Annotated in this window: 14 protein-coding genes; all 14 read left to right on the top strand. The window is 48.9% G+C overall.

Annotated features, from left to right (window positions below; all coding sequences use genetic code 11):
- The first annotated feature begins 13 nt into the window (after positions 1 to 13).
- The 14 genes from dnaX to FND36_00945 all read left to right on the top strand — a co-directional run bounded on the left by dnaX (position 14) and on the right by FND36_00945 (position 14,156).
- A complete protein-coding gene (gene dnaX, locus FND36_00880) occupies positions 14 to 1,606 on the top strand; it encodes a DNA polymerase III subunit gamma/tau (GenBank protein QDW72712.1) in 1,593 nt (530 codons plus the stop codon).
- Positions 1,607 to 1,644: 38 nt separating this feature from the next.
- Complete coding sequence (locus FND36_00885; protein QDW72713.1) at positions 1,645 to 1,998, top strand: YbaB/EbfC family nucleoid-associated protein; 354 nt, start codon at positions 1,645 to 1,647, stop codon at positions 1,996 to 1,998.
- Between the two features lie 15 nt (positions 1,999 to 2,013).
- A complete protein-coding gene (gene recR / locus FND36_00890; protein QDW72714.1) occupies positions 2,014 to 2,610 on the top strand; it encodes a recombination protein RecR in 597 nt (198 codons plus the stop codon).
- A gap of 72 nt (positions 2,611 to 2,682) precedes the next feature.
- Positions 2,683 to 3,780, top strand: a complete 1,098-nt coding sequence (locus tag FND36_00895; GenBank protein QDW72715.1) for a LacI family transcriptional regulator — start codon at positions 2,683 to 2,685, stop codon at positions 3,778 to 3,780.
- A 279-nt stretch (positions 3,781 to 4,059) separates the two neighbouring features.
- Positions 4,060 to 4,713 carry a fructose-6-phosphate aldolase gene (fsa, locus tag FND36_00900; protein ID QDW72716.1) on the top strand — a complete coding sequence of 218 codons (654 nt, stop codon included), beginning with the start codon at positions 4,060 to 4,062 and terminating at the stop codon, positions 4,711 to 4,713.
- Between the two features lie 19 nt (positions 4,714 to 4,732).
- Positions 4,733 to 5,569, top strand: coding sequence for a transketolase (locus FND36_00905; protein ID QDW72717.1), 837 nt, complete (start codon positions 4,733 to 4,735; stop codon positions 5,567 to 5,569).
- The gene (locus FND36_00910; GenBank protein QDW72718.1) at positions 5,557 to 6,498 is read left to right on the top strand and encodes a transketolase family protein; all 942 of its coding nucleotides are present in this window, start codon (positions 5,557 to 5,559) and stop codon (positions 6,496 to 6,498) included. The genes FND36_00905 and FND36_00910 overlap by 13 nt, the downstream gene beginning before the upstream one ends.
- A 141-nt stretch (positions 6,499 to 6,639) precedes the next feature.
- Positions 6,640 to 7,518 (top strand): tyrosine-type recombinase/integrase, encoded by an 879-nt coding sequence (locus FND36_00915; GenBank protein ID QDW72719.1) that lies wholly within the window; start codon positions 6,640 to 6,642, stop codon positions 7,516 to 7,518.
- A 345-nt stretch (positions 7,519 to 7,863) separates the two neighbouring features.
- Positions 7,864 to 10,317 carry a Cna B-type domain-containing protein gene (locus tag FND36_00920; protein ID QDW72720.1) on the top strand — a complete coding sequence of 818 codons (2,454 nt, stop codon included), beginning with the start codon at positions 7,864 to 7,866 and terminating at the stop codon, positions 10,315 to 10,317.
- 2 nt (positions 10,318 to 10,319) lie between these two features.
- Positions 10,320 to 10,835 (top strand): signal peptidase I, encoded by a 516-nt coding sequence (gene lepB, locus FND36_00925; protein ID QDW72721.1) that lies wholly within the window; start codon positions 10,320 to 10,322, stop codon positions 10,833 to 10,835.
- A gap of 117 nt (positions 10,836 to 10,952) precedes the next feature.
- A complete protein-coding gene (locus tag FND36_00930; protein ID QDW72722.1) occupies positions 10,953 to 12,011 on the top strand; it encodes a hypothetical protein in 1,059 nt (352 codons plus the stop codon).
- Positions 12,012 to 12,017: 6 nt separating this feature from the next.
- A complete protein-coding gene (srtB, locus tag FND36_00935; protein ID QDW72723.1) occupies positions 12,018 to 12,962 on the top strand; it encodes a class B sortase in 945 nt (314 codons plus the stop codon).
- Positions 12,950 to 13,603 carry a hypothetical protein gene (locus tag FND36_00940; GenBank protein ID QDW72724.1) on the top strand — a complete coding sequence of 218 codons (654 nt, stop codon included), beginning with the start codon at positions 12,950 to 12,952 and terminating at the stop codon, positions 13,601 to 13,603. The genes srtB and FND36_00940 overlap by 13 nt, the downstream gene beginning before the upstream one ends.
- Complete coding sequence (locus FND36_00945) at positions 13,593 to 14,156, top strand: hypothetical protein (protein ID QDW72725.1); 564 nt, start codon at positions 13,593 to 13,595, stop codon at positions 14,154 to 14,156. Before FND36_00940 ends, FND36_00945 begins: the two co-directional genes overlap by 11 nt.
- Positions 14,157 to 14,335: the final 179 nt, after the last annotated feature.

Genomic DNA, 14,335 nt, shown 5'->3' on the forward strand with positions numbered 1-14,335 from the left:
GGGAGTGTAGAAAATGTCATACATGGCCTTGTACCGGAAATTTAGGCCGGATGAATTTGCAGACGTAAAAGGGCAGGATGCCATTGTTAAGACTTTAAAGAATCAAATCAAGTCAGACCGTATCGGACATGCGTATCTCTTCTGCGGAACCCGCGGAACAGGGAAAACAACGGTGGCCAAGATATTCGCGAAAGCGGTGAATTGTGAACATCCTGTGGATGGGAGTCCCTGCGGAGAGTGCGAGACATGCCGAAGTATTGCCGCGGGAACATCCATGAATGTGATCGAGATTGACGCGGCTTCCAATAATGGCGTGGATAATATCCGGGAGATCCGGGAAGAAGTGGCTTACCGGCCGACCGAAGGCAGGTATAAAGTTTATATCATTGACGAAGTGCATATGCTTTCCATAGGGGCGTTTAACGCGCTTCTTAAGACGCTGGAGGAGCCGCCGGAATATGTAATCTTTATCCTGGCCACCACAGAGTCTAACAAAATCCCGGTCACCATCTTAAGCCGGTGCCAGCGGTATGATTTTAAACGGATTTCCATTGATACTATTGCCGATAGGCTGAGAGAATTGATCGACAAAGAGCAGTGGGATGTCGAAGATAAGGCGGTCCGCTATCTGGCTCGGATGGCGGACGGCTCTATGCGAGACGCCCTGAGTCTTCTGGATCAGTGCGCGGCATTTTATATCGGAGAAACCCTTACTTATGACCATGTACTGGAAGTGCTGGGGGCAGTAGATACGGAAGTGTTCAGCCGGCTGCTGCGGCAGCTGCTGGATATGGATGTGCAAAAGGTTGTGGAGACAGTGGATGAATTGGTGATGCAAGGGCGGGATATTTCTCAGCTTTCCGCGGATTTCACCTGGTATCTCAGAAATCTTTTGCTGGTAAGCAGTTCCGATGAAATGGAAGATGTGCTGGATATGTCAACAGAAAACCTAGCCCGCTTAAAAGAAGAGGCGGATATGGTAGATATGGATACCCTGCTCCATTATATCCGGGTTTTTTCCGATCTGACGGGCCAGTTAAGGTATGCGGCTCAGAAACGGGTGCTGCTGGAGGTAGCGCTGATCAAACTGTGCAGACCAGCTATGGAAACCCGGCAGGATGCGCTTCTGGACCGGATTCGGGCGGTGGAGAAGCAGTTGGAGGAAGGAGTAATGCTGCGGCCGGCACGTCAAGACCAGGCAGCTGGCGGGTATTTATCGGAAGAGTCGGACGGACTTCCGGCGGGAAAGACACAGGCAGCGAAACCCCAGCTTCCCAAGGCATTAAACGAAGACGTAAAAGCAGTGGCGAAAGACTTCCGCGGTTTCCTAAATGCTGCCTCGCCAATGCTGCGAACATATTTGAAGCAGGCGCGGCTGAGCGCCGGGGAAGGGAATCGGCTTTTGATCGTTCTCCCCGATGAGCTGAGCGCCAGTGTGGTTGGCAGTCAGGAACATAAAGAGGAAATCGAGCACCTGATCGCGGAGAAAACAGGCAAAGAGATTCAGGTGGAAATCCGCTGCCTGGAAGAAGGCAGGCGGTTTGAAGATCATTTTATAGATCTTGAAAGCTTGATCAATATGGAAATCACGGTGGAAGACGAATAAGGATTCCGCCGGTATCAGAAATAGAAGGGAGATTAAACATGGCAAAAAGAGGAGGATTCCCAGGCGGCGGAATGCCGGGAAACATGGCAAATCTAATGAAGCAGGCGCAGAAAATGCAGCGCCAGATGGAAGAGCAGGCAAAGGAAATGGAGACAAAAGAATTTACGGCTGCCGCTGGCGGCGGAGCGGTAGAGGTAACAGTCTCTGGGGCAAGAAAAATCTTGAAAGTAAAGCTGGCGGAAGAAGCGGTAGATCCAGATGATGTGGAAATGCTGGAGGATATGATCGTGGCAGCGGTCAATGAAGCGCTAGAAAAAGTAGAGGCAGAATCCGCCTCAGCGATGTCCAAATTCACCGGCGGCATGGGCGGCGGAATGCCGGGATTGTTTTAGCGGGAGCGGATAAGCATGGAATATTATAGCAGCCAGATTGGGAAATTGATCGAAGAACTTTCGTGTCTTCCCGGAATTGGAACAAAGTCAGCGGCAAGGCTGGCTTTTCACTTGATACACATGCCAAAAGAGGATGTCAAACGTCTGGCGGACACTATGGTAGAAGCAAGGGAGAATGTGAGATACTGCAAAGAGTGCTGCACATTGACAGACCAGGAGATCTGCCCGATCTGCAGTAATCCGGCCAGAGATCATAAGACAATTATGGTAGTGGAAAATACAAGAGATCTTGCGGCCTATGAGAAGACCGGAAGATATGAAGGCGTTTACCATGTGCTTCACGGGGCGATTTCTCCGATGCTGGGCATCGGACCGGAAGATATCCGGCTAAAAGAACTGATCACCCGTTTGGAAGGAGAGGTGGAGGAAGTTATTATCGCCACGAACTCCAGCCTTGAGGGAGAGACAACCGCAATGTATATCAGCAAACTGATCAAGCCTACAGGGATCAAAGTCAGCAGGATCGCAAGCGGCGTGCCGGTAGGCGGGGATTTGGAGTATATTGATGAAGTAACCCTGCTCCGGGCGTTGGAAGGGCGGACAGAACTTTAAAAAGGGACAGGGCATTTTCAATCGGGGCCGGGGGATTTTAAAAAATCCCCCGGCCCCAACGAAAGGAACAGTATGAACAAGAAGAAAGTTACATCTACAGATATTGCCAAAGCGGCCGGCGTCTCTCAATCTACGGTGTCTATGATTCTGAACCGGAAGTATAACGTTTCGTTTTCAAAAGATACCATTGAAAGGGTAGAGGCCGCGGCCAAGGAACTGGGATATGTCCCGCAGAAACGAAAGACCCGAAAGGAGAGTAAGAAGGAAAAGCTGTTGGTGGTTTTTTGTTCTAATCTGACAAACCCTTATTATGTCATGCTTCTGCAGGGGATTGAATCACGGGCGAAGGAGCAGGGATTTGGCCTGTTTGTCTGCAATACCCAGAGAGATTTGAAGATGGAAGAATGGTATTTGAAATTGATGTGGTCTCTGCGCCCTTTGGGGATCATCTATACCTGCAATCCCAGTCACTGCTTCATGGGAATGGTGCGGGAACTGGCCGAGCATATCCCTGTGGCGGTGGTAAACAACCAAAACGAGAAGCTGGATGTAGATGCGGTAGAGTTGGATAATTCCAAGCTGGGGCGGCTGATGGCAAGACATCTGCTGGAATTGGGGCACAGGCGGGTGGCCTATGTGGCGCCTCCGCTTACCACCCGTCAGAAACAGCGCTCCAAGCGGGTGGAGGGCTTCCTGAAAGAATTTGGAGAGGCGGGACTAAAAGACCAAGTGATCATCAAGGCGGCCAAAGAAGAAATGGACCAGAATATCGCGCATATCGACTCTGAATATAAGATTGGCTATGAATTGACGAAAGAACTCCTGGAAGAAGCTAAGGATATTACAGCGATCGTGGGGCTGAACGATATGATTGCTTTTGGAATTCTGGATGCGCTGCAAGAAGCAAAATTAAAAGTGCCGGGCGATATCTCGGTGATGGGATGTGACAATACGCTGTTTGCCCGAATGCATAAAGTATCCTTAACTACGATCGAACATTTTGTAATCTTTAAGGGCAGAGATGCCTGTGATATCATCATGAAGAAAATTGCCTCCCATAACGCGAAATATTCCGATATTGAACCGATCAGCACCTATCACGTAGAATATGAGCCTAAATTGATCGTGCGGGGTACCACTTCCTACCCAAGAAGACGAAAGAAAAAATAAAATTAATGTATTTGAAACAATTATTATTAATAATTTTGCCTTTTTGAAGACTAGAAGAAAGCAAGTAAAGAAAAATAAAGAAAAAAGATTTAATAAAAAGTAAAGTCTAGGAAAATGTTTCGTTAGGGGGATTAATAATTTGAATTTATGAGTTGTGAAAATTATTAATAAAAGCAGGGCGCTATTGACCGTTTCCAGGATTTTGAGATATAATTTTAGTATACGAGAATCAGAAAAATGCTAATAAGAAGTATCAACAAATCAAAGGAGGAACGAAACATGAAATTTTTCATCGACACAGCCAAGGTGGAAGACATCAAAAAGGCGAACGATATGGGTGTCATCTGCGGCGTGACGACGAATCCCTCTCTGATCGCAAAAGAGGGAAGAGTATTTGAGGAAGTGATCGCGGAAATCGCTTCTATCGTGGATGGGCCGATCAGCGGAGAAGTGAAGGCCACTACAACAGATGCGGAAGGGATGATCAAGGAAGGAAGAGAGATCGCCAAGATCCATCCCAATATGGTGGTAAAGATCCCGATGACGGCAGAAGGGCTGAAAGCCTGCCATCAGTTGTCCAAGGAAGGGATCAAGACCAATGTGACCTTGATATTTACGGCGAATCAGGCGCTGCTGGCAGCGAGGGCGGGAGCGGCGTATGTTTCTCCGTTCCTGGGACGTTTGGATGATATTTCTGTCAGAGGAACAGATCTGATCGCAGAGATCGCGGAGATTTTCGCGGTTGCCGGAATCGAAACAGAGATTATTGCGGCAAGTATCCGCCATCCTATGCATGTGACCGACTGTGCGCTGGCAGGAGCAGATATCGCTACAGTTCCATACGCGGTGATTGAGAAGATGGTGAAACATCCGTTGACAGACATCGGGATTGAGAAATTCCAGGCAGATTACAAAGCGGTATTTGGAGAATAAGTATTTCAGGAGGAACACTATGAACAAATTAGAATTGATGAAGATGGCAAATGAAGTCCGCAAGGGCGCTGTCACAGCAGTTTACAGCGCAAAGTCAGGACATCCGGGCGGCTCATTGTCCGCGGCGGATATTTATACATATCTGTATTTTGAAGAAATGAATATTGATCCAAAGGATCCAAAGAAACCAGACCGTGACCGGTTCGTTCTTTCCAAGGGCCACACAGCGCCGGGATATTATGCGACCCTGGCCAATAGGGGATTCTTCCCGGTAGAGGATCTGAAGACCCTTCGGAAGGTTGGCTCCTATCTGCAGGGACATCCGGATATGAAGCACATCCCTGGTGTGGATATGTCCAGCGGATCCTTGGGACAAGGGATCTCCGCGGCAGTAGGAATGGCTATCTCCGCTAAACTTTCTGGTGATGCTTACCGAGTATATACTCTGGTGGGAGACGGTGAGATCCAGGAAGGTCAGGTATGGGAAGCGGCTATGCTGGCAGGACACAGGAAACTGGATAACCTGGTAGTGATCGTGGACAATAACAACCTGCAGATCGATGGACCCATCGACGAAGTGAACTCCCCGTATCCGATCGATAAGAAATTCGAGGCATTTAATTTCCATGTGATCAACATTGACGGACATGATTTTGAGGCCATAGACGCAGCCTTCAAAGAGGCAAGGCAGACCAAAGGCCAGCCGACGGCGATCATCGCGAAAACGGTGAAAGGAAAGGGCGTATCCTTTATGGAGAATCAGGCTTCCTGGCATGGAGCCGCGCCAAATGATGAACAGTATAAGACCGCAATGGAAGATTTGGAGAAAGTAGGTGAAGCATTATGTCAGAAGTAAAGAAGATCGCGACAAGAGAAAGCTACGGTAATGCTTTAGTAGAATTAGGGAAAAAACATGAGGATGTAGTGGTTCTGGATGCGGACCTGGCGGCGGCTACAAAGACAGGCACATTTAAGAAGGCGTTTCCGGAGCGGCATATCGACTGCGGAATCGCGGAGTGCAATATGCTTGGCGTGGCGGCGGGAATCGCGACCACCGGCAAAGTTCCGTTCGCAAGCTCTTTCGCTATGTTTGCGGCAGGGCGTGCCTTTGAGCAGATCCGCAACTCTGTCGGCTATCCCAAATTAAATGTAAAGATCGGAGCGACCCACGCAAGTATCTCTGTAGGAGAAGATGGGGCTACCCATCAGTGTAATGAGGACATCGCTCTCATGCGCACGATTCCGGGAATGGTTGTGATCAATCCTTCCGATGATGTGGAAGCAAAGGCTGCGGTAGAAGCGGCTTACGAGCATGTTGGTCCGGTGTACCTCCGGTTTGGACGGGCGGCGGTTCCGGTGATCAATGATAATCCAGATTATAAATTTGAGATCGGCAAGGCGGTGACCCTGCGGGAAGGAACAGATGTGACCATCATCGCTACGGGCCTTCCGGTATCGGAATCCCTGGCGGCGGCAGAAAAGCTGGCGGCAGACGGCATCAGCGCGGAGGTTATCAATATGCATACCATTAAACCTTTGGATGAAGAAGCGGTGATCGCGGCAGCGGCAAAGTGCGGCAAGATCGTGACGGTAGAAGAGCACTCTATCATCGGCGGTCTGGGAAGCGCGGTCTGCGATGTGGTGGCAGAGAAAGCACCGGCAAAAGTGATGAAGATCGGAATCAACGATGTGTACGGCGAATCTGGCCCGGCAGCAGAGCTGATCAAGAAATATGGCCTGGACGCGGACAGTATTTATGAGAAAGTAAAAGCATTTGTAAAATAAGTCGATATTAGACGAGAGAATAAGTCGGACGGTCTCCTATGGAGGCCGTTCTTTTGTTGAAAAAAGCAATCCTAAAGAGGTATGATTTCCATATCTAACGCGAAAACTAAGGATATTTAGAAAGATATGGAGGGATTGAAAATGGATCAGAAAAAATCAACCTTGACCGTCAGACTCGATGAAACATTTCTGGAAAGGTTTCAGGAGTACTTAAGAGAAAAGGAAAGCGCGGAAGCGACCATCAGAAAATATCTGTCGGATGTACGAAAATTCTATCACTATCTAGGCCGGGACAGGGTCGTAGATAAATACCGGATTCGACAGTACAGACAATACCTGACTGAACATTATAAGGGGACCAGCGCAAATTCTATGCTGGCGGCGCTGAATCAGTTCTTTGCGGCGCTTGGTCTGGAAGAGTTGAAGGTGCGGCGTTTAAAAATTCAGCGCCAGCTCTATCAAAATGAAGAAAAATTTCTTTCGCGGCAGGAGTATTTCAAGCTGCTGGGAGCGGCTCGGAGGCGGGGGAAAGAAGAACTGGCTCTGATCATGGAAACAATCTGCTCCACCGGGATCCGGGTGAGTGAATTAAGATTTTTTACCATATCTAATATCAGAACAGGAAAGATTATCGTCTGGAATAAAGGCAAAGAAAGGATTGTAATACTGCCTGGGAAAATGCAGAAACGGCTGCTGCGCTTTGCGCGGGAGAAAGGTTATAGATCCGGACCTGTATTCCGTGGACGGACGGGAAGGCCGGTGGATCGTACCGCAATCTGGCGGGCGATGAAGGGGCTTGCCGTGGAAACGGGAATTGATCCGGCCAGAATTTTCCCTCATAATTTACGCCATCTGTTTGCCAGGACCTTCTATCAGATTACAAGAAATCTGGTTCAATTGGCAGATGTCTTGGGGCACAGCAGTATTGAAGTAACCAGGATCTATACCATCGGCAGTCTGGAAGAGTGGAGAAAATCTATCAGCAGACTGGATTTGATCGGACAAAAAAATACAACATAATGTTAGTTATGTTGCTGAAAATTACATAAATATGAAAAATATTACTCTTTATCTATCATGCATCATTATTTCGAAAAAGTCAAGCATTAATCCCAAGATACTTATATAGACTTCATCAGTTATACAACCAGATCCAAGGAATGTTGGGTCTCTTTTCATGGCTTTTTTTACATGCCAACTACATCTGACAGAGGAGAAAGAAGGGCTGCCAGATGTCATCGAGTCGTTTCCGGGCTGAAATCAGCCTTTTCTTCGGTCTTCACGGATAAAGCCGTCTTTTATAGCAAAAGCTTCCCGCAGTACGCAACAAAACTAACATTATGATGTAAAAGGGAGGAGTAAACGATGGGCGGAAAAAGAAGAAAGCCCTCAATCTTTTCGAGGGGAGCAGCCTTAGCCCTGGCTCTTATGCTGGTGCTGACCGCGGGCGTCAGTACGGTGTTTGCGGCAGGAGAAAATAATCAGGTCTCCTCGGGCGTATCAGAGGAACAGGGCAGCCAGGATGAAAACGGAAATGCTTCTGGAGAGGCGGATGCATCTGATCAAACAGAGAAGACAGGAGAGGAGGAACAGTCGGGCGGAAGCGGCCAGAGTGACCAACAGGGCGAAGCGGCGGATTCCGATGGCCAGATGGGGGAGACGGGCCAGAATGGAAACGAGGAGAAAGACGACCAGCAGAGCCAGACTGGAGAAACAGGGCAGGAAGACCGCGGCGAAACCGACCAGAGCCAGCAGGAGACAAACGCTTCCTCAGCCTCAAAGAGAGTCTCTCTGTCAAGCGGCAATGAAGCGCGCACGCCGCAGCACCAGAAATATATTAAATATAACGGAAACGACAGCTATACCCTGACCTTGAATGTAACAGGCCAGGCGGAGACGATCACAGGGGAGAAACCCAAAGTAGATGTATTGCTGATCGTGGACCGGTCGGGCAGTATGGATGAAGATTACGAGAGAAGAACCAGCAGGCTGGAGAAACTTCAGGAAGTTGTTACAGAAGAAGGCGGACTGACCGATGCCATATTAAATAACGAAGGTATTGATGCGCGGATGGCGGTGGTCGCCTATAGTGGATCGGAAGATTGGCGCCTTCCTCTTGTGGGATGGACAGGAGCTGCTTATGACGATGCATCTACTCTGCGGGGATGGACTTCATCCAAAAACCAGATTGACAATACAGTAAATGGAATCAGCGCAAATGGCGGCACAAATTGTGAGGCAGGACTTTACCAAGGGGCGAATGTCTTGGAAAGCGCAAGAGAAGAAGCGCAGAAATTTGTGATTTTTCTGTCAGATGGAGATCCGACGTTTTATTACACACCTGATAGTAACTATCCTAATGATTATGGATATACACAGGGGAATGGAGGCAATTATGACGCTACAGCCGCGCGGCATGCGGTGGATCAGGTAAAAGCGATCCAAGGCTTGGGAGGGTTCTATACCATCGGGATTTCAAAAGACAGCAATCAAAGTTTTATGAAGAGTTTGGTGAATGCCTCCGATGCGGAGAAGAAGCAGTTCTATTCTGCCGCGGAAGCTGACGATCTGGCAAAAGCTTTTGAAGAGATCACAGCCGATATCATCAATTACACCTGCCGTGATATTACCATCACAGATACTTTGTCAGATTATGTAAAACTTCCGGGAGATTCCTTGGAGCAGGCGGCCTATACCGCAACAGCGGTAAATGAAAATGGACAAACGCAGGATATCTCTGACGTGGATATCCGGGTTTCCTACGACAAAGACACACGGACTGTGACGGCGGAGTTTCCGGAAGATTATGTGCTGGAGCAGGGATGGACGTATTCCGTCAGCTTTCATGTAGAGCCTGCCCAGGCAGCCTATGATGTTTATGCGGAGAGTGGATATCCGCATACGGGAAGTGAGAATAGTGATGCTCCTGGAAATACTACCAGCTCTGGACAAGCGGGATTCTATTCCAATACGGCGGCAACACTGACCTATACTTACGGCTCCCAGGGAGCAGATTCCCAGACGGTACCTTATGATGAAAGCCCAGTAGTCCAGGTGTCCACAATGAGCGTTTCTGTAGAAAAGAAGTGGGAGAACGTAGATACTGGAGCGGCGCTTCCTTCCGTTACCGTCCAGCTTCTGCGGGATGGAAAAGAAGTAGACGGGAAAATACTGACATTAAGCGGCGCAAACGACTGGCAGGCGGAATTTGAGGACTTGGCGAAAAATCATGAGTATTCTGTGAGAGAAGCAAATGTGCCGGATGGGTATGAATCCACTGTTTCCGGGGATCAGGAAAATGGTTTTACAATCACCAATACCAAGCTTCCGTCACTTACGGTCAGTAAAGAAGTGACAGGAGAGATGGGAGATAAGACCGCGGCATTTACTATCGATATTACCATGACATCCGGCGGAACAGGACTTACTGGAAGTTATTCCTACACAGGAGGAATTCTAGATGGAGCGGAAGGAGTGACGGTCCCGGAGGACGGAACGATCCGATTTGAAAATGGCGAAGCCAGTATTACCTTGAAACATGGACAGACGATCACGATCCAAAATCTGCCGCTTAACGCATCCTATACGGTGCGGGAAGATGAGACATCTTCCGCGGGATACACCGTGAAATATGACGGAGAGGAGAAAGACAGCGCGGCGGGCACATTGACACAAGACATGTCCGCGGCAGTAGAAAATCACAAAGGAAAGATTCCGGTGACGGGACTTGAAGATTCCGGTGTGAAAGCGGCGGCCGGCGCAGGAGTTCTGCTCTTGGCAGGTATGAGTACGCTGTTCCTTAGAAGAAGGCGGCGATAGTCATGGAACAGGAGAAGGGGAAACGAAGAGGAGCGGGGTTTGAAGGACTGCTCCTCTTGATCAAGCTATTGCTGATCGCTTTGATCCTGTCCGCGCTGTTTGGCCTGATCCTTGGAATCGCCCGGTGTGAAGGAGAGGATATGTCTCCGGCTGTCAAGGACGGAGACTTGGTGATCTTCTATCGGCTGCAGAGGGAGTACCATACGGGAGACGTAGTGGTCTTTCAATGGGAAGGAAAGACAAGGCTCCTGCGTATCGTGGCTATGGAAGGAGATACGGTAGATATTACAGAAGAAGGACTGTCTGTCAATGGCTATCTGCAGCAAGAGTCAGAGATTTACGAAGAAACGCTTCCTTATAAAGAAGGAATTTCTTTTCCGGTAACGCTTAAAGCGGGGGAAGTGTTTGTTCTGGGGGATGGACGGGAGAACGCAAAGGACAGCCGCCTCTATGGCCCCATTGACGAGGGAGAGATCAAGGGCGGGGTCATCACAGTCCTGAGGCACAGAGGAATCTGAGAAATATTGACAGAGCGAGGAAGAGATTTCCGTTCGAAGAAGATATAAACGCGGATTACAATCCTGCGGTTTATATAGATCATCCTAAAAGAAATCATAGAAGGAGGAAATGAGGATATGATCGGGAAGAAAAGATTAAAAGCCTTATTGTTGGCAGGGGTAATGACCATGAGCATGTGCCTTGGCGCCACTGCATTTGCAAAAGAGACAACGGCTGGGGAGGGAACAGAAGAGAATCCGGCGGAGGTTTCGGTGACAAAGACACTGAAAGTGCCGGAGGGGACGGCGATTCCGAATCTTACGTTTGAATTTAATATCAGCCAGACGGCGGGAGACAGCACAAGACCAAGCATAGCTGATATCTCTTACACATCTGCGGATGCGCTGGGAGAATTGCAGGGCGATGGTACATACCATATCACAAAAACATCGGCCATTAATTTTGGCACATTTACCCATGCCGGCCTGTATGAGTATACAGTAACAGAGACGACTGGAAGCGCGGCAGGCGTGACTTATGATACGTCCTCTTATGATCTGAATGTATATGTAGTAAACGGCGAAAATGGAGTATATGTGGAGACGGTCACAGCGGAGAAAGACGGCGCAAAAGTTCCTGCGGTCGAGTTTGTCAACAGTTATGTGAATGAGAAGGGGGCAGACCTTACCATCAGCAAAGCGGTAACCGGAGATCTTGCGGATAAGACGAAAGACTTCAGCTTTACTATTACCTTTACCGCAGATCCGGTATCTGGAACAGATACATTCGAGGGAACGATTGGCGGCGAGACTATAAGCTGCAAGGCGGGTCAGCCGACAACCTTCCGGCTTCATGATGGCGAGAGCCTTGTGTTTGGTGATATTCCGGCAGGAACCCGGTATGTAGTGACTGAGACGGGAGAAGCAGATGGGTATACCCCAAGTGTAGTGGTAACAGAAAATGGCGTACAGGGAGCGCAGAAAACAGCGGCAGAAGATGCGTCCTTGTCTACTGCGGACCAGGGAAAGACAAACCTGGCAGGCGAAGGAGCGAACAGCGCGGACTTTACCAATGCCTATCAGGATATTTCTATCACGGGAATCTTTTTGAACGCGGCTCCGTTCCTGGCCCTGCTTGCGGCGGCGGTTCTGGCGTTCGCGGCGCTTGCGGCAGTAAAAAGAGCTGGCAGAAGATAAAGGCTTTTGGCGAGAAGTAATCATAGCGTTCCCTCAATAGCAGTGAAGGCAGTCCGGGCGGCAGATGCCGCCGTAAGCTGCCTGGTGCTGTCCCTTTTTCTGTCCTTTACCGCGTATGGGGGTTATGTTTTCTGGGATTCCAGGAATGTATATGAAGCAGCCTCGGAAGAAATCTACGAGACGTATAAGCCTGCGGCAGATGGTACAGGATCTTTTGAAGAGCTAAGAGCCATTAACCCGGAAGTATTTGGGTGGCTGACGGTCTATGGGACCCACATCGATTATCCGATAGCCCAAGGGGAAAATAATTCCAAGTATGCCAATACAGACGCGAAAGGGGACTATTCTCTGTCAGGGAGTATTTTCTTAGACTACCGGAACCGGACGGACTTTTCGGATCATGTCAGTATTCTATACGGCCATCATATGGCAGAAGACACAATGTTTGGAGAGCTGGATTCATTTGTGGAAAAGGAGTACTTTGAAAGCCACAGATATGGAAATCTGCATGCGGAAGGACAGGACTACGGCCTGGAATTTTTTGCGGCGCTGCAGGCGGACGCCTATGATAGCAGCCTCTATCAGACAGATCCGGGAACAAGGGAGTTAAAGCGGAAATATCTGGACCGTCTTCGGGAAAGAGCGGTCCAGTATAGACAGATCCAGATTTCTGCAGATGATAGGATCGTGCTTTTGTCTACTTGTTCTTCGGACAGTACGAATGGACGGATTGTTTTGGCCGCGAAACTTTGTGAAGAGATGTTCTCAGATACGTTTCAGGAGACGGGCGCGAATAAAGACGTAAAGAAGAGCGGAAGTGAAAAAGAAGGAGTTTTAAACCTTCTGTTTCTGCTGCTCCTGCTGTTGTGCCTGTGCCTAGCGGCAGTGGTCTGCAAAAATAAGAAGAAACAAAAGCATTTACGGAGGGGAAAGAGAAAATGGGAAAAATAATTAGAAAAGGAAAGAGTATGTTTCTGCTCCTGGCCTGTCTGTTGGTGTTTCCCGCGGGCCATGCCCAGGCGGCTTGGGAAGTATCGGTATCGGTTCCGGTCAAGCAGGTATTTGAGACGACGGGAGAAGTCCCGGATCACCTGGACCAGACCTTCTGCTACCAGGTGGCGGCCCAGGATAAGAATTCTCCGCTTCCGGATGAGGCGCAGGATGGGGTGTACTTTTTGGAATTAACAGGAAATGAGACAAAAGAGGCGGGATCTTTCGTGTTTACACACGGAGGAGTTTATAGATATGAAATCTGTTTGGCAGATGGGCAGAAAGGGGAAGGGTTTACCTGTGACAGCAGTGTATATCAGCTTCTATTCTATGTGAAGAACGGGCCCGATGGCAGTCTGATTCCACAGATCGTGGTAAAAGATGAATCTGGAAATAAGCTGGATGAAATCAGTTTCCAACATGCCTATCTGGGAAGAGAGACGGGAAACAATGCGGATGCCGGAACCCAAAATCAAGCCGGAAATGTAAAGACAGGCGACCAGGCAGAAGTCTTGCTATGGTGTACGCTGGGGCTGGTTTCTATGGCTCTTATCTTGACCGCGGGATGGAGCAGGCGCAGGAACAAGGAAGATGGGAAATAGATACAAAGAGCTGGAAGGCGTCCGTTTCGGGAGACTGACAGCTCTTTATCCGTTAAAGCGGCGGGATCAGAGAGGGTGTGTTTATTGGCGCTGCAGGTGTGACTGCGGGGAGGAAGCAGAAGTGTCGGAGAATAATCTGGTCCAGGGCATCAGCAGAAGCTGCGGCTGTCTAAAGCGGGAGTGTCAGCAGAGGATTGCGCAGAAGCTCCATTGTGTAGATGGAACTTGTTTGGAAATCCTGGAAAAACGTAAGCATCGAAAAGACAATCTCAGCGGATTTCGCGGCGTATTTAAGACCAAATCCGGCAAATATCGGGTAGACATCGGCTTTAAAGGCAGAAAATACTATGTCGGAACATATATCCTCTTCGAAGAGGCGGTGCGGGCTAGGAAGAAAGCAGAGGAAGCCGTTCATGAAGGTTTTCTGCGTGCATACGGAGAATGGAAGGAAAAGGCAGACCATGACCCGGTGTGGGGGAAAGAACATCCGCTTGTTTTTGAAGTGGAAAGAGAAGACGGCAGATTAATAGTAAGAAGGGGCGAGACCGAGTGAAAGGTCTCGTCTTTTTACGTGGACCGACGGTTCTGGCCAAACTTTTCTGGAAGTCTTGGGGCAACCCGTCGAAGCAGAAAAAAACCTGCCGGAAATTTCGGCGGACAAGTCCCACCGATTGCTAAAATACGCAGAATCTATATGCTATCATATGCAAAATAGCTGCAGTCCTTAAGGAC

The sequence above is a fragment of the Lachnospiraceae bacterium KGMB03038 genome (assembly GCA_007361935.1).
Lineage (GTDB): Bacteria > Bacillota > Clostridia > Lachnospirales > Lachnospiraceae > Massilistercora.